Genomic DNA, 20,935 nt, shown 5'->3' on the forward strand with positions numbered 1-20,935 from the left:
GAATAATGTAAAGGAGAGAGAAGATGGATAGAGAACAATTATTATCAAAGTTAAAAAGTAATCCGAAATACATTCAAGAATTATCTGATGTAGATGAAGATTTAATGTTATTTATAGTTAAACATAATGGTAGTAATATTAAATATATAAAGAGTCCTAGTAGGGAAGTCCAAAAACAAGCCATTATGAATGCTCCTTTAAGCATAAAATATATTAAAAATGTAGATGAAGAAGTTGGGATAATGTGCGTTAAAAGTCTATGGAATTCTTTGGAGTACATTAATCATCCAAGTGATAAGATAATTGAAGAAGCTATTAAAACAAAAGGCTGGGCGATTCAATATGTAGAAAATCCTAGCGAAGATTTACAGCTTTTAGCGGTAAGTAAAGATTATGATGCGATTAAGTATATAGATAATCCTTCAGAAAAAATTCAACTTGCAGCTATAGATAATTATTATGTTGCAATTAGATTCATAAAAAATCCTACTAAAGATGCTAAAATAAAAGCTATATCATTAAATGGAGAGGCTATAAATTATATAGCTAATTATGATTTAGATGAGATAAAGTTATTCATTCATGAGAATATAAATGTAGTTAAGTATATTTATGAAAGTATTGATGTAAATTTAGTAATTGAGGTTCTTAAAGAAAAAATTGAAGATGACAATATTGAAAAGAAATATATTGAGGATTTTTTAGAATTAGAGATTCTGGAGATGGATAAAATCGGATTTGTTGACGAGTTTGGAAGTAAAAATGCTAAAAAGCTATTAATAGATTATAAATTAGCATTGTAAGGCACATGAAAATAAATAACAAGTCCAAAGCTGACATGGATATTTTTCATCAGGCAAGAAAGCAAATTGCCCTCATAGTAGCCCTATTAGGTCAATTTGCTGCCGTAGGATGATGGAAAATAGGCTGGCAAATGGACTTGTTATTTATTTGATTGTGCCTAAGAGTCATTTTGAGATAAAGAGGTGAGAGTTTTGAATTATTCGGAATGTTTAAATACTGTAGATTTAATAATTGCATCAAATGATGTACCCTTAATCATAGGGGAAAGCGGAGTAGGGAAAACTTCGCTAGTTAAGCATATTGCAAAAGATAATAAATACTATCTGGTAACAATAGATGCTAATTTGTTAAAGGAAGGGGAAATTGGTGGATTACCAATAGTTGAAAATAAAGTTACAACATATGCAACACACAGTAAATTAATTGAAATAGAAAAGGCTATAAAGGAAGATAAATATGAAAGTGTTATTTTATTCATAGATGAACTAAATAGATGTGATCATGCTGTAGCTCAGGAACTTATGAATTTGATTTTAAATAGAGAAATTAATGGATATGTACTAGATGATAAAGTAAAAGTGATAGCTGCAATGAATCCATCAAATAAAAATGATGGTTATTATAACAGTAACTATGATGTTGTGGACATGGATCCAGCTCAAGAGGATAGATTTGTATGGGTGAGGCTTGATTCGGACGTTAAAGAATGGATCAACTGGGGAATGAGCAAAGAAGGAAATATCAATGAACATATTATAGAATTTTTATCTACTTTTCCTGAATACTTGCATACACCAGATTCTGAGGAAGACATAAAAGCTACTCCAAGAAGCTGGGAAAGGATATCTAGAGCATATAATGTTTACTTAAAAAATAAAGAAAAGTATTCGCTAGATATATTTTTAAATGTTGTAAAGGGAAATGTTGGAGTAAATATAGGAAATGATTTTGGAAGTTTTATAATAAACTTAAAGAACCCATTGATAAAGGTAGAGGATATATTTAGCAATGAAATTTTAAGTGCGGAATTAAGAGAGGCTGTTAAGAAAGAAAATCATTCAAGGCTTTATATATTAGCTAAAAATTCATTAAAGTTCTTAGAAGGTTATTCTTTAGAAAAAAATTTAAGGCTATTTTCCGAGATATTGAACTTATATCCTAGAGATTTAAGGCTAGGAATAATGAAAGAAATAAAAAGGGATTATAGTGGCGGAATATATGAAAAACTATTGAATAGTGAAGCATTTATAGATGCATTTTTTGATATATTTAAATAAGGAGGCTAAGTATGGATTTTGAAGAAAAAAGACAGTGGCTTTTAAAAGAAGCATATGATTTAGAAGAAAAGATTGATTCTAACGATAATTTTAAAAGAAGTTTCTTTGAATTAATTGAGGATGTTATTTTATATCTATTACAAACCCAAGATGCTTTTTTTGGACAATTTATGCTTAGAGTAAGAAGAAATATAAATGTAGACTTGACAGTTCCAATAGCTACTATTCCAAATAGAGATGGTTTTAATATGAATTTCAATCCATTTTTATTTTTAAATTGTAGCAAAAAAGAAATGGCTGCATTATTTAAACATGAAATATATCATATAATGAATTCACACTTTGAGAGAGAAAGAAAATTGAAAAATAGGTTTAGCAAAGAGGCAATTAGCATTGCATTAGATATTTCAATTAATCAATACATAAAAGATCTGCCAGGGTATAGTAGAAAGCTTAATGGCATTAATATGGAACATAATCTTTCACTTGAGGAAAATAGAAGCATTGAGGAATATGCAGAAGAAATATATAAAGCTATTAAATCAAGAATAAAAGAAAGTAAAATAAATGATGATGATAATTCAAAATATGATATTGATATGTCAAAAGCACATGATTTATGGGAGCAAATACAGATAAGTGATGAAGATATTAGAAATCTAACTAAGAAGACGGCAGTAAGCGCTTATGTTAAAAATACACCTAAGGGATTAGAAAACATAATTTTAGCTTATAAGGAAAAGGCTGAAATACCATGGCAGAGCGTTCTTAAAAATATTCTGCCAAGTGTAAAATCAGGATATAAGAAAACAATAACGAGAAGGAATAGAAGACAGCCTGAAAGATTAGAGTTAAGAGGAAGACTGCCTGAATCTCAAATAGAGCTTATTGTTGCGATAGATATAAGTGCAAGTATGAAAGAAGAAGATATACACAAGATATTGATAGAGATATTATCAATAACTTCAAATACTAAAAATAAAGTTACAATTATTGAATGTGATAATGAAATTAGGAATGTATATATAATTAAAAATGAAAAAGATATACAAAAGAGAAGTAAGGATAATGGATCAACTGAGTTTACTCCAGTATTTAAATATATTATTGATAATAATTTGAAAAATTCTGTGTTGGTATATTTTACAGATGGGGTAGGAGAAAAAGAGCTAAGAGTAAAGCCCATTAATAAAAAGATAATATGGGTTATATCTGGAAATGAAGAGTTATCTTTAAAAAATCCATATGGAGAGATTAAAAGAATAAATACAGAAAGAAAAGAAGTAATAGAAGCTGGTATTGGATTAAAAATGGTCAATGAAGCTATACATGATTGGGCGAGATAAAAACTTATATATGTTCAATTTTAAATATGCAAACATAAGCTTATATGTTAAAATAAATTAGAGCATAGGAGGGATGATTTTTATAAAAAAAATAAAAAGTTCAGATTATGTGATGCTATTATCTATGCTTCTTATAATAAGTATATTAGGTAATATTTATGTATTATTCAAATTAAATAATTATAAGTTTAAATTAGGACAACAATCTTACATTGAGATTGAAGATTTTAAACAGAGGAACGAAAGTAATATGGATGTTTTAGCTAAAAGTATTGAAGAGGGCAGCATAAAAAATGAAGAATTATTAAGGCTTTACAAAAATTATGATGCTATGTCAAGTGATACCATAGAATTATGGCAGCAATATAGATCATATTCACAAGATTCAATTACTATATTTTCAAAAAACATAAAAGCAAATAAGATAGTTGAAAATGATATACAATCAAAAATGAAGGAATATATGTTTTCTACATTAAGTAAAGAAATGAAGAATGAGAATAAAAAGATGGAATTGAAAGATGATGATTTACAGTATTTTGAATATATGAATGAAATCTCTTCGAGAATATATGAATATTTAAATGAGTTTGGTAATGAAACATTACAAGGAGCAACAGGAGAAGAAAAAGAGAAGATGGTTGTGAAAAAATATTATTGGATAGATATGTTAGAGGGAATATATAATATAAGCAACGATTATGCTGGTGTACAATGGAAAATAGAAACTGCAGACTAACCTATAGATAAAGAAATCAAAAATTTGAGTTATTACTTATAACTTTTAACTCATAATTGATTAAGGGCTTTCGCCCTTAACCTTAAACTATGAATTGTAAGCTGGTTTAGTGGCATCCAGCACAAGAACCACCGCATCCACCTTCAGGCTCAATGACAGGTTTTAAACTTAAACCATTACCGTCATTTTCTTCAGAAGAAAGAATTATAAATCCTCCGAACTGGTCGATTAAGCTTTTTTCATATATGAATGAGATGTCATTAATCTTTTCAACTTCGTCATCATCACTTGCATTTGAAACAGATATGTTAAATATTGGGCCGCTACATGCAGAGCCGGCAAAATTTATTCTAATATTAAAATCAGCTATTTCATTTTCTTCTAAAAAAGCTTTAAATTCATTATAAGCTTCTTCACTTATAGTAACATTTTTCATATAAACACCTCTACTTTACAAAATATTAATGAATTAAATCATTAGAATAAGTATAGCATATATGTATATAAATAAAAAGTTTATTTGACGGTTATATTGAAGTTAATAATGTGTTATTATATTATGGTTTATCAAATATATATATGTTGCAATAATGAAATTAGATTTGGGACGGATATTTGATAAGTAAGTATCTAGATGTAAAACGTATAAATTAATTGAATATATACATAAATATAAAAAATATGTGAGAATGTTACTCATTTATTAAAATATTATGATATAGTAAAGATATTAAGAATTCTGTGTTAAATATTGTAAGAAAGGGAATTAACTATGAAACCATACAATAAAAATTTCGTGTTCCAAGAGATAAAAAAATACAGTGATTTAATTAATCAAGGAACTTGTGGTGACTATAAAATAGTTAAAGATACCATGAAAAAAGAAGATTTACATGGATATATGTATGAAAATAAAGAGGAATATAATGTAGATATAGTTAAATTATATAAAAAAGGGATTAGTCTAATGAAACTTATGCCTAAGGAAATAGAGAGTTCGTATGAGGCTATTGCTTTTGCACAAGGAAGAGTTGGCATAGTAGGTCTTGGAATAGGGTATGTAGTTCAAGAAATTGCAATGAAACCTAAGGTTAAGGAAGTTATTGTATATGAAGCAAATGAAGAACTAATAAATTTATACAACCAAAGTTTTAAAAAAAATGATAAAATAAAGATAATTAAGGGTGATCCTTTTAAAGCTAAGGGAGAAAAATTTGATTTTTTCTATGTTGACTTATATAAATATGAATTAGTTCCTGAAGTTGTTCAAGACTATAAAATTTTTAATGATTTACATGAAATTGAAGAATATGCATTTTGGGGAGTAGAACATTTTTTGCTTAGCTGCAAGTATGAGGATATTATATGGGTGTATATACCAGAAAATTGGATTTCTATGAGTAAAAAAGCATATGAAGCTCTTGATGCATCTGGATATATAGAAAGCTATAAGCCGCTTGAAGAAGAAAAAGTAAAGAAAATATTATTTGAATTTAAAGAAATTTTAAATGCAGATATGTAAACTGTATGTGTTATAAATGGGAGGAAAATTATGATATTATCAGGAAAAGAGATATTAAAAAATATTGGCAATAGTATAATAATTGAGCCATTTAATGAAAAGAGAATAAATCCTAATAGCTATAATTTAACCTTACATAATGAATTATTAGTTTATGAAAATAATGTATTAGATATGAAAACTCCAAATTCAACTCAAAAAATAGTGATTCCAGAGGAAGGATTACAATTAGAACCAGGTAGACTGTATCTAGGCAGGACAAATGAATTTACTAGTACTAATAAATATGTCCCAATGCTTGAAGGTCGGTCATCTACAGGCAGACTTGGACTATTTATCCATGTTACGGCTGGTTTTGGTGATATTGGCTTTTCAGGATATTGGACGTTGGAAATTTTCTGTGTTCAGCCAATAATAGTTTATCCAAATGTTGAAATATGTCAAATATATTATCATGACATTCATGGAGAATATGATCTGTATAGCAGTGGAAAATATCAAAATAATACAGGAGTACAGCCAAGTCTTATGTATAAGGATTTTGAAAAATAATAAATGTCAATTATTTTTCAAAATCCTTTAGTAATTCTATTATAAACATTGCACCTGTTTGAGACAGTGAGTTTTTTGCATGAATTTTACCATTTAGCTTTTCAATAATATTTTTACTAATGGATAATCCTAATCCTAGGTTCCCATTCTTCCCTTTATAAAATCTTTCAAACATATTGGAAAGATCAAAATCATTAAAACCAGGCCCATCATCATAGATTAAGAGCTTTACTCTGACATCATCTATAATTTCTAGGTTTATCGAAATGCACGTATTAGCATATCTGATACAATTGCTAATGATGTTATTAATTGCACGAGAAAGTTTCTCTTCATCTGCGCAAATTTGAATTATTTCTGCTGGAAGATTAGTATTTATGACTAACGAATTTTTTCCTGCAAGTAGATTCATGCTGTGTACACATCTATTTATTAATTCGTTAAGATTTAAATGCGTATAGTTATAATTTTCCTCGATTGCATCAAGACGAGACAAATACAATAAATCTTCAACTAAATTTGTCATACGTTTAATTTCGGAAAGTATAACTGTAATAGCAGTATCATTATCAACAACTTTATATTTAATGCCTTCAGTATAACTCTGAATAGACATAAGCGGGGTCCTAAATTCATGAGATACATTTTGTAAAAATGTTTTTTGGGCTTTATCGTAAGTTTCAAGTTTTTCGGACATAATATTAATATTATTCACAAAATCATTCAATTCATTATATACTGGCATTTCAATTTTATTACCGAAGTTTCTTTCGGAAATAGCTCTTATATATTTATTTAGATGATAAAATGGTTCTGATATTTTTTTTGACACACGTGAAGAAAATACTACGGTAATTAAAGCAGAAAAAATAAGTATGAGAAAAAGAATTATGTTTATCCCTAATTGTAGTTGATTTATCTTTTGGATGCTTGAGTATACAATTATCCAACCTAAACCAAAAGAGTTCTTATCGGATACAGGCTTTATAATTGCTATGTATTGAGTGTTTGATAAAGTAAGGTTTAATTCAGTTTCAGTATTTCTATCTTTTGAACTATTAATTTTATCAATAACTTTTTTCATAAGTTCAACATGTATTGAAGTGGAATTTTCCTGAAAAGGTATGATTCTATTTTTATTTTTATCTAATAATATGAAGTCTGCATTTAACATAGAAAAAGGTTCCTTTAATGATCGGTCCAACATAAAATAGTATCTAAAAGGATCATTTTCTCCTTGTAAATTAGTTGGAGGTGCTTTAACATTTGGTGAATCAGGAGGAGGTAACTTTTGATCTTTAGGAAAAAAGTCCGGACCATGCAAAAGTGCAGTATTTTCAGCGTTTGATGCTATTTTTTTTAATTGTGTTACAGAATCATTTTCAATATATAGCCGTATAGCTACATTGAATATTATTGTAGTCAATATGATTAACATAAAAATTATAATAATGTTATATTTAAAAATTCGCCATGTTATTGTATCTCTTCTCATAATACCATCCAGTCTTTATATTTATAAAATTTTTTACTAATCATATATAGTGAAGCCAAACCCCCATATTGTATGGATTTTTAGGGATGAATTTGCATCAAAAAGTTTCTTTCGTATTCTCTTTATCATATCATCAGTAGCCCTAGTTTCTACCTTATTTTCAAATCCCCATACCTTATCTAAAAGTTCATTTCTGCTAACGGCCCTATTTTTGTTTTCTATAAGATAATAAAGAAGAGATAATTCCATAACTGTAAGAGCTAATGGACTACCACTTACTTCAGCTTGTTTAGTATCGAGGTTTATGGAAATATCAGATATTTTAACAATTTTACTATTGTTTATAGATGCTTTGTCCAAATCTATTCTTCTAAATATACTGTTAATCCTTGCAATAAGCTCCAAGGGACTAAAAGGTTTGGTAAGATAATCATCGCAACCTAGCTTAAGACCAGTTATTTTATCAGATTCGGTATCTTTCGCAGATACTATTATTATTGGCACACAGCTTTTTAGTCTTATTAAGGAACAAAGAGCATATCCATCTATTTCTGGCATCATAATATCTAATATAAGCATGTCAGCTTGTTTTCTATTAAACGCTTCTAAAAGAGCGTTTCCATCTGGAAATATTTCTACTTCAAAACCATCGTTAATAAGAAAAGATTTTATTATATTACAAATATTAATTTCATCATCAGCAATGTATATTAATTTTTTATCCATGAAATTAGTTCACCTCAAAATATATTTTATCATATATGAGCTTGGATACTATTTTAATTTCATATCTATATTGATTTGCCACAAATTTGCCGCAAAATTGCCACAGCACTACGTTAGATTTAAGACATTATATTTCGATGAATTATAATATAGGAAAAAATAAATGCAGGGAAGCAGGTTAAAGGAGAGAATTATATTATGAACACAATAAGCAGCAGTCAAAGCACAGAAGTATATCTTGAAAAAAAGATACAAGAAGCAAGAGCGGTGCAGCAAGAAAAAGTAAAGGAAGAAAAAAGCAAAGAATCTGATTCTGTAACAATAAGTCAGCAAGCAGCTCAAACACTAACAGGTTCAACACAAAGCACATCTGGAAGTAGTGTTTTAGATAGCTTAGTTGAAAGTGGAACATTAACAGAAGATCAGGCAAGCGCTGTTCAAAGTGCATTTCAAGCTGGAGGTAAGTCGATACAAGCTTCAGGAACATATGGTAATACTAAAACTCAAAATCCATTAGAAAGTTTGATAAGTGCGGGAACAATAACACAAACACAAGCAGATTCAATTAAAAGTGCATTAGATGCTTCAAGAAGTACTAATAATTCATCAAGGAATAACACTTCAACGAGTACTGAAACAGATCCATTAGCAGATTTAGTGAGTTCAGGAACAATAACACAAGACCAAGAAGATGAAATCAAGAATGCCCTAGAAGAAGCTATAGAAGCCGATAAAACAGATGATAACACATCAGTAAATGGAGAAAAAGATCCACTAGCAAGTTTGGTGAGTTCAGGAAAAATAACACAAGATCAGGAAGATGCAATTAAGAGTGCGCTCGATGAGGCAAGAAAAGCAAATGAAACAAGTAATGATAAATCATCAAATGCACAGGAAGATCCCTTAGCGGATTTAGTAACATCAGGAACAATAACACAAGATCAGGAAGATGCTATTAAAAGTGCATTCGAAGAAGCTATGAAAGCGAATAGACCAAGACCAGAAATGAATCAATCATCAAGTAGTTTAGAAGATCCATTAGAAAGTTTAGTAGCTTCAGGGACAACAGCAGAAGAGCAAGAAGATTCAATAAGAAGCGCATTTTAAATGACAATGTAAAATAGATGGAGAGGAGAATAAATTATGAATATTTCGTCAGTTTCGGGAATATCATCCACTAATTCGTATTCAGCATCAAGTGCAAGCAGCAGTACAGCAAATTCACTTGAAAAAGAATTAGATAGCCTTAAAACAGAATTGCAAGAGGAAGAAGCAAGTAAGGATGATGCAAAAACAAAAAGCGCAAAAGTTTCAGAAATACAGGCAGAAATACAAAACATTGAAGCTGAGATTCAATCACAGAAATCTAACCAAACTAATAAAATTTCTCAAAATGACACCAATAGTAGTAATAGTAGCAATAGTAGCAATGATACAGCACAATCAAATAAGAGTGATGGTATTGATACTTATGCTTAATAAAGCATTCTAAGGTATTAATAATAAACTTGAAGAAGAAGGCATATTCATTAAGCCTTCTTTTTTTAGTTAGTTGATACATAGGCGAATTTATATAAACTTAAACAATACTTTAATTAGTTATGAGTTAGATTTATGCTGTTTCTAGCTGCATTGAAAAGGCTTACTTAAAAGTTATTTTATGCTATAATAAGTGAAAAGAAGGGCATAGCTATTAAAGAATAATTTGTATTTAGAGCAAAATATGAAAGGGAATTTACACTATTAATTTTGGTATATTTGAAAAATTATTGGTTAGGAGGAATTATGAGTTTAGCAGAAGAATTTTATAAAAGCAGTGTAGAAAAAAACAATAAGAAAAGTGAAGAGCTTAGTGTTAAAGTAAATATCGTTGGGTGGAGTAGATTAATAGCAGTACTTTTATGTGTTTTTATTGATTATTTATTATATAGAAAAAATAATATAAGTCTTATTATATTATCAACTCTGTTCTTTGTGGTTATTTTTCTAATTTTAATTTTTTATCATAATAATATATTTGAGTATAAAAAAAGGATTGATTTATTAATAGGGATCAATAAAAAAGGATTAGAAAGGGTTAATGGAAATTTTGTGCATTTTGAAGATAAAGGTTCCGAATATTTGGATGAGCAACATCCATTTATAGATGATTTGGATGTATTTGGAAACAACTCTATCTTTCAATATATTAACACTACAGTTACTAAAGGCGGAAGAATAGAGCTAGCAAGACTATTAAAAAAAGAAAAAAAATTTAATAGAGATGAAATTAAAGAAAAGCAAGAAGCTATAATGGAATTAGGGAAAAAAATCATATGGAGACAGAAAATTATTGTTGAAGGAAGTTTAAAGAGGTCAAAAGATACAGAGCTATTTAGCTTAATCAATTGGAGTAAAGAAAAAGAATCATCTTCGAGTTTCCTAAGAATTTCAATTGCATGTACTTTTATTTTAATTACAATTTTTTCAATATATTTAGTATTAAAAAGAGTAATCCCAGCATCATTTTTAATGTTGGACTTTATGGTAAACTTTCTTGTCGTTAAGATATTATCTAAAGGGATAATGGAAGAAATAAAATTATTTGACTCTATAAAAAATAGTGTATATGGATATAGCAAAATTTTAAAATTAATAGAAGAGGAAGAATTTAATTCTTTTTATTTGAAAAGATTACAAAAACAATTAAAAAATGATGATTTGAGTTGCAAAGAGGAAATGGAAAAGTTCTCTAAAATATTAGATTGGTCAGGAAACAGCATATATAATGCATATTATCTCATATTAAATATACTTGTATTTTTGGATGTATTTTTAATTAGAAGCCTGGAAAAATGGAGAGAAAGAAATGGTGACAATCTTAAAGAATGGCTTAAAGTCATGCATGAAATAGATGCATTAAACAGTGTAAGTAATTTAGCCTTTGAAAATGAAGAGTGGACTTATCCTGTCATCTTGGATAAAAGTGAAGTAGATGGAATAAATATAGGTCACCCACTACTTGGAAAAAAGGCGATCAAAAATACATTTTCGTTAAGTCAGGAACAGAAAGTAGCTTTAATTACAGGTTCAAATATGTCTGGTAAAAGTACATTTTTGAGAACAATAGGAGTAAACTTAGTATTAAGTTATATAGGAGCACCAGTATGTGCAGATAAGTTCTCTTGTGGAATTATGAATATATATACTTGTATGAGAACAAAGGATAACTTAGAAGAAAGTATTTCATCATTCTATGCAGAAATTTTAAGAATAAAAATATTGATCGAAGCATCTAAAAATGGTGAAAAAATATTTTTCCTTTTAGATGAAATATTCAAGGGAACCAATTCTAAAGATAGACATACGGGTGCTATAGTATTAATTAAGCAGCTAATTAAATATGGAGGGGTGGGACTAGTGTCTACCCATGATTTGGAATTGTGCGATTTAGAGAGGGAAAATAGGAGCATAATAAATTATAATTTTAGAGAATTTTATGAAAATGATAAAATTAAATTTGACTACACATTAAGAAGGGGAAAAAGTGAAACGCAAAATGCAATTCATCTCATGAAGTTAGCAGGAATAAACTTATAATTGCGTGTAGTATAGATACACACAAAAGTTTAACTTAAATAGATAGTTATTATATCTGTAAGTAAAGTTTATAATTTAAAAATTATAAGTAACATTAGAAAGGATTAAATATTATGGGGTACATCATTATAGATTTAGAGTTTAACAATTTGAAAAATATAACTAATTATTATAAAGATTTTTTTGAAACATATGGTGAATTTAATGATATTGGATTAGAAAATGAAATCATAGAAATAGGAGCTGTGAAAGTAGACCAGTATATGAAGCCAGTTAGTGAAATTAGGGAATATATTAAACCTACAATTTTTCCGGTAATTAATCCTATAGTAACGGAAATTACTAAAATAGATATGAATATACTTGATAAAAGCGGGATATCATTTGAAGAAGCTATAAATAAACTTAAAGACATGTTTGAAGAAGGAGATATTCTTTGCTCGTGGGCAAAGGATGATGTCGCAGAATTAATAATAAATGCCAACTATTTTAATTATAATGATTTAAGATGGCTTAATGAATATTTAGATATTCAGGAATATACAAGTAAGATGTTGGCTCATAAGAAGGCTTTAGGTTTAAAAGTTGCTTTAGATGAACTAAAAATCAAAGTAGATGACACAAAATTACATGATGCATTGAATGATGCTAAATATACAAGTGAAGTTTTTAGAAGGGTATACAATTCTAGGATTATTAAGAATTATTTAGTTAAAGATATATATAATATGCCAGCTATTCATGTGGAAAATCTTGATGAAGTAAAAATTGATGAGTCAGAATTAATGTTGAAGTGTCCAAAGTGTGGAAAAAAAGTAGAACTAGAGACACCAATAAAGCTTTTAAATTGGAGGTTTGCAGCTGTAGGTATATGTCCAAAATGTAAGAGTAATGTCTTATGTGAAGTATTAGTGAAAAAAACTCTTCAAGGAGATCAGGGATATAATGAAGTAAGCAGTATTTTAAAAAATCAGGTGTATTTAAATTACGTATATAAATTAGAGAATAATAGAGATTAAAGACAAGTTTAATAAAAATTCAGTAAATAGTAATGATTTCTTAAAAGAATTTTAGCTTTATATATGATAAAATATAGTTTGAAGACAAAATTAAATCAATACATTTAAGGAAAGGATTTTATTTATGAATATTGCCTTTTTTCTTACACCTAAAAATGAAGTAGTATGTGAAAGTCAGGATGCAACTATGAGACAAGTTATGGAGAAAATGGAGCATCATGGTTATACTGCAATACCAATTATTGATAAAGAAGGGAAATATGTTGGAACCTTAACAGAGGGCGATTTATTGTGGAAATTGAAAAATACTCATACTTTAGATTTTAAGAATACAGAATCTATTAGAGTTAAAGATATACCTAAGAGAATAACTCATAAATCAGTCTCAATAACATCAAATATAGAAAGTTTGATATCATTAGCTATAAGTCAGAATTTTGTTCCAGTAACTGATGATAATGGTATTTTTATTGGAATAATAAAGAGAAGTGATATAATAAACTATTGCTTTAACGAGATGCAAAAGAGAAAAGAGCTAGAAGCACAACATTTTTCTATGTATGATGAAGGCTGATGAATTAAATTATATGCTAATTGACAATTAGCAGCCAATAATTTATCATGAAATCCTTTTATATTCAGAAACATTTAATTAATTCCAGTTTATAATTTAAATTATATATAGATATAATAAGAAAACTATCAAATTGAAAATACTTCGATTTGATAGTTTTCTTATTTTGTTATTCTGCGTTTTGATATGCTTCAACTACAAAATCAAATTCAGTTACATCTGTTATTTCACCAAAGGAATCATCTTTAATTCCTGGATAATAGTACAATACTAATTTATCATTAGAATTAGTATTGTTTTCTAATAAAATATATAGCTTGTCTAATATACAATCTTCAACAACAGCTAAAACTTTATAATTTGAAGACATTCCAGTATCATTATTAACAAGGTCTAAGGTGAAATTATCAAATTTTCTTACATTGACCTTTTCTTTATCACAAGAGTAAATCATAGAACCTTCTCTACAACTGGAACACTTTTTAAAAGTACAGTCAAAAGCACAATTTAAACATTGGCAATGAGAACACTTCTCCAGTTGCATAAATGATTCTCTATTTTTACCTTTAAAGTCTTTAAGCAGAGTAATGCTGGGACTAGATTTAAACATTGAAAATAAAGATTTCTTTTTACAATCAGCTTCAGCTGAATCTAAAAGTTTAATATATTCTTGAAGTATTGATGCTTTAGTAAAATATTTTCGTGTTTTTATATCTTTTTCAGAGAGAAAGGGGGATATCTCATTAATAGCATAAGCTACATCAGTATATCTCTTTCCCCAATATCTTCTTTCCTCATTGATATAATCAATATCTTTAGAATTATCCATGTCGTATCACCTAATTAGTTTTATATTTTTCAAGTTCTGCATCTAAATCAACTTCATCTAATTTTTTGAATTCACTGTCAAAATCATCTAAATCTCGTAATTCTCCTAAGCCTTGAGCAAGAGATTCTTTTCTTTGAATTTTTCTTTCAATACTGTCTATTTGAATTGAATTGCTCTTAGTCTGTACATTAGCAAGAACTTCGTTAACTTTTTGGGATGCTTCAGCATTAGCATATCTCGCAGCTGCTTCGTCTCTATAATTTCTTGTTTTTGTTATTTCTTCTTCTAAAGCACGAAGATTTGCTTTTAATGTATCAGCTTGGACTTTGGCATTATCATAACTTGCTTGTAAAGAAGAGATTGTTTTATCTGTTTCAACTTTTTTAGCTAAAGCTCTTTTAGCTAAATCTTCATTGCCTTTGCTCAAGGCTAATTTTACTTTTTGATCATAATCATCAGATTCTTTCTTAGCAGTCTCTAATTTTTTTTCAATTTCGTGAACATTGCCTAAGATTTGAGCTGAACTTAATTTAGCTTTACTAAATTGTTCATCCATGTCCCTTAATTTTTGATCCAATAATTCAACTGGATTCTCCATTTCATCTAATGAATTATTTACCTTTGCCTTAATCATGTTTGACATTCTTGAAAAGATTCCCATGTTAATACCTCCTGAAATATCTATTATTTTTTTATTTTCTTTTATTTAAGTATTTTTTTATTATTATGATAACTACAATAAATAATGCAGCTAAAATTAAAGTATTAATTATTGAACTTATAGCTGAGCCAAAATAAAATGGACTGAAAAAGTGGTTGCCGCCCCCCCAGAAGAATGGCCAAAATGAAGACCGGCCATAGCCGCTGTTATATGTTTGAGTACTATTTCCACCATTATCTTTTGTATTTGCATTATTTGATGAATCAGTGGTTTTATTTTTATCAGTAGAAGAATAAGATCCACTGCTAAACCCTTTTGCGCCTCCATTACTTGAAGATGAGGAATCAGTAGATTTATCTGAAGAATTATCACTACTGCTTGAATAATTACCTGACTTAAATCCTTCACTGCTCTTTGAACTAGTTGACCCACTGCTGCTTGTTCCGGTAGAAGATTTGCTGGATGAACCACTAAATGATCCAGAACTAAATCCACTGCTAGATTTTGAACTGCTTGAACTGGATCTGCTACTTGAACTAGATTTAGCAAATGCAGTAGTATTGTTAACTTTAGTTATGCTTGTAAATGATAAAATGTCTAAGGGTAAACTTGAAAATGTAAATATAAGTGTTAAAAATAGAGTTAAAACATATTTTTTTTTAATCTTATGAATAGTGATCACCCCTTAAAAGATTATGTATTTATTATATAGAAAAGCTCCTATATGCACAATATGGAAAAACGTCAAAAAAAGAACGAAAAACATGATTAGAATTAATTATTTTGATATGCAGTTGTTTTACTTACTAATAGTAGTATTATCTATTATTTAAAAGGTTAATAAATACTATTTAGTTTCAACCAGACATTTTTGACGAATAAAAGATAAAGAGATAATAAAATAAATATATGAAAGGAAGGACATATAATTGTTGAATATGATAATAATAAAATTATTTGGCAATTGAGTTTAAGTTGATATGAGTTTTAGAATAAAGAAATTTAGAAAATATTCATGCTGATTGCGATACATTGCATAAAAACATTTCTTGGATTAATATTATAGTTAGACTAGGCATAATCAAAAAAATAACAATCGAACTTGTTATTTTCTTTCATATGCCTTAATCAGAGAGGAGGATTTTTTATGTCTAATGAAGATATGGAAATGAGCATGAGTGAACTTTTAAATAATTATGATGTAAAAAGATTGAGAGAGGGAGATATTTTAAAAGGTAAAGTTATTGATGTAAATGATAAGGAAGTATCGGTTAACATAAACTACGCTTTTGATGGATTAATAACTAAAGAGGAATTATCTGTAGATGAAAAAGACCCTAGAGAAGTAGTTAATAAAGATGACGAAATTTATGTATATGTTTTATCTCCAAATGATGGAGATGGGTATGTTGAACTTTCTTTAATAAAAGCTCAAGAAATAAAAGAAAAGGAAGATATAGATACATTCTTTAAAGAACAAAAAAATATTGTTGTTAAAGTTAAAGAAGAAGTTAAAGGTGGAGTAATTGTTTACTATGGAAATGTAAGAATTTTTATTCCAGGATCACTTGCGAGTAGAGAAAGAATTGAACTTGAAACCTTAGTAGGAAAAGAATTAGAAGTTAGAATTACAGAATTAGATTTAAGAAATAACAAAATTGTAGCATCAAGAAAAATCATTGAAGAGGAAGAATATAACAAGAACAAGAAAATAGTATGGGATGGTCTAGTAGAAGGCGAAAAAAGAAATGGTGTTGTTAAAAAACTTGTTAAATTTGGTGCTTTTGTAGATATTGGAGGAGTAGAAGGATTAATTCATCTTTCAGATTTATCATGGGAAAGAGTAAATAAACCTGAAGATATAGTTAAGGAAGGGGATAAAGTAGAGGTATTTATAGGAAATATAGACAAGAAAAATGGAAGATTATCTTTAATATTAAAAGATGTAGCTAAAGAGCCATGGACAGTGCATGGAAATGATATTAAAGAGGGGGATGTACTAGAGGGTAAAGTTGTACGTCTTACATCATTTGGTGCCTTCGTGGAATTGTTTGATGGTATAGAAGGCTTAGTACACATAACAGAAATTACTGATGATAATATAGCAAAGCCTTCAGATGTGCTAGAAGTAAATCAAAAGGTAAAAGTTAAAATATTAAATATAAATAAAGAAGATAAAAGAATAGCATTAAGCATAAAAGAGGCTGTAGAAAGCAGTAAAGAATACCTTGATTATGTGGATCATGAAGATGATGGAGGAACATCACTTGGAGATTTACTTAAAGGTTTTAAGTTTGAGTAACTAAAAATATAAATAAAAATAAGTATGGGAGATGTCCCATACTTATTTTTATTTATGTCAAATATTTATTAAACTAAATTTTTTCAATCTTTAACATATTAGTTCCACCAGTATGAGTTGTTGGCATTCCAGCAGCAACTATTATGTCATCTCCAGGTTCAGTAATTCCTAATTTATATACTATATTTTTAGCTTCAGTTAATATTTGATCTGTTGTGTTAAACATGTCGCACTTCATAGGACATATTCCAAAGTGTAAATTTAATGTTCTTCTTACTTGATCATAAGGTGTTATTGCAATGATTGGCGCTTTTGATCTATATCTTGAAAGAATTCTTGCAGTTGCACCACTCTTTGTTGCAGCAACAATGGCCTTTGCATGTAAAAGATTTGCAGTTCTACAAGCAGAATAGCTTATTGCAGATGCGTAATCATTAAGAGAAGGTTCTCTAAGTCTTGCAGTTAAAGAATTGTAATCTAAATATTCTTCAGTCTCTTGAGCTATTTTAGACATTGTTTTTGCAGCTTCTATAGGGAAAAGTCCTGAAGCACTTTCACCACTTAACATGATTGCATCTGTACCATCAAAGATAGCATTACAAATATCACTAGCTTCAGCTCTTGTTGGAAGTGAATTTCTAATCATTGAGTCAAGCATTTGTGTTGCAGTTATAACAATTTTACCTGCTTCATTACATTTCTTAATTATCATTTTTTGATTTATAGGTACTCTTTGGATTGGAATTTCAACCCCCATGTCTCCTCTAGCAACCATTACAGCGTCAGTAACTTCGATTATAGAATCGATATTATCTACACCTTCTTGATTTTCTATTTTAGCTATTACCTTAATATGTTCACCATGATTTTCTTTTAAAACTTTTTTTACGTCAAGGATGTCACTAGCTTTTCTTATGAAAGAAGCAGCTATAAAGTCGACACCCATTTTACAGCCAAATTTAATATCTTCAATATCTTTTTCTGTGATTGATGGAAGTTTAATAACTACATTAGGAACATTAACGCCCTTATGGTTCTTAATTTCTCCACCAACTACAACTTTTGTGTGAATTGTTTTTCCTTCAACTCCAGTAACTTTGAACTTTAAAAGACCGTCATCAACAAGAATTTTTCCACCAACTTGTATATCTTCATAAAGCACATCATATGAAATAGAGCATCTTTTTTCATCACCAAGAATTTCTTCTCCGCAAATGAAATCAAAATTATCTCCTTCATTAAGAGTTACACCATCATTTACAAAATTATGAGTTCTGATTTTTGGGCCTTTTATATCAAGAACTATAGCTGTTGCAGAATCCATCTCTTGGCTTAAACGCTTAATAAGTTTGATTTTTTCTCCATGTGATTCGTGTGTGCCATGAGAAAAATTTAATCTGGCAGCACTCATTCCGATTTCAATAAATTTTTTTAGAGTTTCTTCATTATCACTTGCAGGACCAATAGTAAAAATCATTTTTGTTTTTTGCATATAAACACCTCGCATTAAAATTTTGTATAATATATATAGTGTGTAAAATAATAAATCATAAAATAATAAAAATATACATAATATAGCAGTATGTAGCAGTATTTTATGATAAACTAATAAAAGATATGTATAATATTATTCTATCATATAATTAGAGAAAGGAAGAGAGTATAGAATGAAAAATTTAGATAATCTTACAAAGGAGAGAATCTTTTATCATTTTGAACAAATAAGTAAAATACCAAGAGGTTCTGGTAATGAAAAGCAAATAAGTGACTATTTGCTTAGTTTTGCGAAGAAATTAGGATTAGAGTGTATCCAAGATAACGCTTTAAATATAATTATTAAAAAACCTGCTTCCAAAGGCTATGAAAATGCACCAACTGTAATTATTCAAGGTCATATGGACATGGTTTGTGAAAAAAATAATGATAAAGTTCATGATTTTACAAAAGATCCTATAGAATTAGTCGTTGATGGTGATTATATATATGCAGATAAAACCACTCTTGGAGGGGATGATGGAATTGCTGTAGCTTATGCAATGGCAATATTAGAAGATGATACAATAGAGCATCCTCCTATTGAAGTATTAATAACAACAGATGAAGAAACAGGAATGACTGGAGCTAATGCAGTACAGGCAAAACATCTTGATGGAAAGATAGTTTTAAATCTAGATTCAGAAGAAGAAGGAAAGCTTTGGGTTAGTTGTGCTGGTGGAATTAGAACACAATCAGTACTACCTATTAATTGGATAGATAAAAAAGAAAATACAAAAGAATTTGTACTTGAAATTAAGGGATTAAAAGGCGGCCATTCAGGAGCTGAAATTCATTTAGGAAGAGGAAATGCAAATAAATTAATGGGAAGATTACTTAGAGAAATCTCAAAAGAAATTAACTTTAATTTAGTTTCACTAAATGGTGGTGCAAAAGATAATGCGATTCCAAGAGAATCTGTAGCAGTTATTTCAATCGATGCATCAAAAGAAAAAGAATTAACTGAAATAAAAACAAAAGTATATGAAAAACTTAAAAAAGAATTTTACAAAAAAGATCCTGAATTAAATGTAGTAATGTCAGAAAATAAAGAAAAAGTAGAAAAGGTATTTTCTGATGAAACTACAAAAAAAGTAATTAGTTTATCTTATTTATATCCAAATGGCATAAATACAATGAGTTCCGACATAGAAGGTTTAGTAGAAAGTTCAACAAATATTGGTGTTGTAATGACAAAAGAAAATACCCTAGAATATCATAGTGCCGTAAGAAGTTCTGTACATTCGTTAAAGGATGAACTGGTTGAGAGAAATAATTGCTTAACTGAAGCTTTAGGAGGAACACTTACAGCTCATGCAGCTTATCCAGAATGGCCATATAAAACCGATTCAAAAATAAGAGAAATATGCAAAAATGTATATTCTAGAATGTATGGTAAAGAACCAGATGTTGTTGCTATTCATGCAGGTTTAGAATGTGGAATCCTTAAAGAGAAATTAGGGGATTTAGATATGATTAGTTTTGGACCTGATATTATAGACATACACACTCCAAATGAACACTTGAGTATATCATCTGCTCGTAGATGTTTTGAATATGTATTAGAAGTTCTTAAAGAAATAAGATAATATCTATTTAAAGATAAGTTAACTAGCAATATGATTTTATATTTGGTGGTTAACTTATTTTTTTATTATATTAAGTATGATGTTAATAAAAAAATGCTATGAAATTGAAATTAGTAAGAATGCAATTTGAATAAGGCAAAAAATATAAATTATGAAGGATATTATTATTATTTTAAGAAAAATTGAGAAAGACAAAGATATTTTAACTTAAATAAGCATATGAAAGCGTTATCAGCTTGACCTGGAGCCGGCTTATGAATATACTAGAGACATGTGTTAAATATTAGGATAGTGAAAACAAAAATGAAAATGTTTTCTAAACTAAATGGGATTAGGCACATGAAAATAAATAACAGTTCCAAGGTTGCCTTGAATATTTTTCATCAGG

Annotated in this window: 20 protein-coding genes; 13 read left to right on the top strand and 7 right to left on the bottom strand. The window is 28.6% G+C overall.

Going from position 1 to position 20,935, the window contains the following annotated elements:
* Positions 1-23: 23 nt before the first annotated feature.
* From CLOBL_RS09365 to CLOBL_RS09380, 4 genes are all read left to right on the top strand, one after another.
* Positions 24-803, top strand: a complete 780-nt coding sequence (locus CLOBL_RS09365; RefSeq protein WP_077858774.1) for a hypothetical protein — start codon at positions 24-26, stop codon at positions 801-803.
* A 192-nt stretch (positions 804-995) separates the two neighbouring features.
* A complete protein-coding gene (locus CLOBL_RS09370; RefSeq protein ID WP_077858775.1) occupies positions 996-2,081 on the top strand; it encodes an AAA family ATPase in 1,086 nt (361 codons plus the stop codon).
* A gap of 11 nt (positions 2,082-2,092) precedes the next feature.
* The gene (locus tag CLOBL_RS09375; RefSeq protein WP_077858776.1) at positions 2,093-3,427 is read left to right on the top strand and encodes a VWA-like domain-containing protein; all 1,335 of its coding nucleotides are present in this window, start codon (positions 2,093-2,095) and stop codon (positions 3,425-3,427) included.
* A gap of 73 nt (positions 3,428-3,500) precedes the next feature.
* Positions 3,501-4,166, top strand: a complete 666-nt coding sequence (locus CLOBL_RS09380) for a hypothetical protein (protein WP_077858777.1) — start codon at positions 3,501-3,503, stop codon at positions 4,164-4,166.
* Positions 4,167-4,272: 106 nt separating this feature from the next.
* Here the strand turns inward: CLOBL_RS09380 and CLOBL_RS09385 are convergent, their stop codons facing one another.
* Positions 4,273-4,602 (bottom strand): HesB-like protein, encoded by a 330-nt coding sequence (locus tag CLOBL_RS09385; RefSeq protein ID WP_077858778.1) that lies wholly within the window; start codon positions 4,600-4,602, stop codon positions 4,273-4,275.
* A gap of 336 nt (positions 4,603-4,938) precedes the next feature.
* On the opposite strand from CLOBL_RS09385, the gene CLOBL_RS09390 reads away from it, so the two are divergent.
* Positions 4,939-5,688 carry a hypothetical protein gene (locus tag CLOBL_RS09390; protein WP_077858779.1) on the top strand — a complete coding sequence of 250 codons (750 nt, stop codon included), beginning with the start codon at positions 4,939-4,941 and terminating at the stop codon, positions 5,686-5,688.
* 30 nt (positions 5,689-5,718) lie between these two features.
* Positions 5,719-6,240, top strand: coding sequence for a dCTP deaminase (gene dcd, locus CLOBL_RS09395; protein WP_077858780.1), 522 nt, complete (start codon positions 5,719-5,721; stop codon positions 6,238-6,240).
* Between the two features lie 10 nt (positions 6,241-6,250).
* Here the strand turns inward: dcd and CLOBL_RS09400 are convergent, their stop codons facing one another.
* The gene (locus tag CLOBL_RS09400; protein WP_077858781.1) at positions 6,251-7,735 is read right to left on the bottom strand and encodes a HAMP domain-containing sensor histidine kinase; all 1,485 of its coding nucleotides are present in this window, start codon (positions 7,733-7,735) and stop codon (positions 6,251-6,253) included.
* A 36-nt stretch (positions 7,736-7,771) separates the two neighbouring features.
* On the bottom strand, positions 7,772-8,461 hold the full coding sequence (locus CLOBL_RS09405; protein ID WP_077858782.1) for a response regulator transcription factor: 690 nt from the start codon (positions 8,459-8,461) through the stop codon (positions 7,772-7,774).
* 198 nt (positions 8,462-8,659) lie between these two features.
* Between CLOBL_RS09405 and CLOBL_RS09410 the strand changes: the two genes are divergently transcribed.
* The 5 genes from CLOBL_RS09410 (at position 8,660) to CLOBL_RS09430 (ending at position 13,633) form a co-directional block, all read left to right on the top strand.
* Positions 8,660-9,568 carry a hypothetical protein gene (locus CLOBL_RS09410; RefSeq protein WP_179117713.1) on the top strand — a complete coding sequence of 303 codons (909 nt, stop codon included), beginning with the start codon at positions 8,660-8,662 and terminating at the stop codon, positions 9,566-9,568.
* 36 nt (positions 9,569-9,604) lie between these two features.
* Positions 9,605-9,940, top strand: a complete 336-nt coding sequence (locus tag CLOBL_RS09415) for a FlxA-like family protein (RefSeq protein WP_077858783.1) — start codon at positions 9,605-9,607, stop codon at positions 9,938-9,940.
* A gap of 306 nt (positions 9,941-10,246) precedes the next feature.
* On the top strand, positions 10,247-12,040 hold the full coding sequence (locus CLOBL_RS09420) for a MutS family DNA mismatch repair protein (protein ID WP_077858784.1): 1,794 nt from the start codon (positions 10,247-10,249) through the stop codon (positions 12,038-12,040).
* Between the two features lie 113 nt (positions 12,041-12,153).
* The gene (locus CLOBL_RS09425) at positions 12,154-13,059 is read left to right on the top strand and encodes a 3'-5' exonuclease (protein ID WP_077858785.1); all 906 of its coding nucleotides are present in this window, start codon (positions 12,154-12,156) and stop codon (positions 13,057-13,059) included.
* A 124-nt stretch (positions 13,060-13,183) separates the two neighbouring features.
* A complete protein-coding gene (locus CLOBL_RS09430; RefSeq protein WP_077858786.1) occupies positions 13,184-13,633 on the top strand; it encodes a CBS domain-containing protein in 450 nt (149 codons plus the stop codon).
* Between the two features lie 169 nt (positions 13,634-13,802).
* On the opposite strand, the gene CLOBL_RS09435 is transcribed toward CLOBL_RS09430, so the two are convergent.
* The 3 genes from CLOBL_RS09435 to CLOBL_RS09445 are packed head-to-tail and all read right to left on the bottom strand — an operon-like array spanning position 13,803 to position 15,805.
* Positions 13,803-14,462 (bottom strand): DUF1292 domain-containing protein, encoded by a 660-nt coding sequence (locus CLOBL_RS09435; protein WP_077858787.1) that lies wholly within the window; start codon positions 14,460-14,462, stop codon positions 13,803-13,805.
* Positions 14,463-14,472: 10 nt separating this feature from the next.
* On the bottom strand, positions 14,473-15,123 hold the full coding sequence (locus tag CLOBL_RS09440) for a PspA/IM30 family protein (protein ID WP_077858788.1): 651 nt from the start codon (positions 15,121-15,123) through the stop codon (positions 14,473-14,475).
* Between the two features lie 31 nt (positions 15,124-15,154).
* Complete coding sequence (locus CLOBL_RS09445) at positions 15,155-15,805, bottom strand: hypothetical protein (RefSeq protein WP_077858789.1); 651 nt, start codon at positions 15,803-15,805, stop codon at positions 15,155-15,157.
* A gap of 465 nt (positions 15,806-16,270) precedes the next feature.
* Between CLOBL_RS09445 and rpsA the strand changes: the two genes are divergently transcribed.
* Positions 16,271-17,425: a 30S ribosomal protein S1 gene (rpsA, locus tag CLOBL_RS09450; RefSeq protein ID WP_077858790.1), complete on the top strand. Its 1,155-nt coding sequence runs from the start codon at positions 16,271-16,273 to the stop codon at positions 17,423-17,425.
* A gap of 73 nt (positions 17,426-17,498) precedes the next feature.
* On the opposite strand, the gene pyk is transcribed toward rpsA, so the two are convergent.
* Positions 17,499-18,917: a pyruvate kinase gene (pyk, locus tag CLOBL_RS09455; RefSeq protein ID WP_077858791.1), complete on the bottom strand. Its 1,419-nt coding sequence runs from the start codon at positions 18,915-18,917 to the stop codon at positions 17,499-17,501.
* Between the two features lie 175 nt (positions 18,918-19,092).
* On the opposite strand from pyk, the gene CLOBL_RS09460 reads away from it, so the two are divergent.
* Positions 19,093-20,547: an aminoacyl-histidine dipeptidase gene (locus tag CLOBL_RS09460; RefSeq protein ID WP_077858792.1), complete on the top strand. Its 1,455-nt coding sequence runs from the start codon at positions 19,093-19,095 to the stop codon at positions 20,545-20,547.
* The last annotated feature ends 388 nt before the right edge of the window (positions 20,548-20,935 follow it).

Source organism: Clostridium sp. BL-8 (assembly GCF_002006495.1).
GTDB lineage: Bacteria > Bacillota > Clostridia > Clostridiales > Clostridiaceae > Clostridium.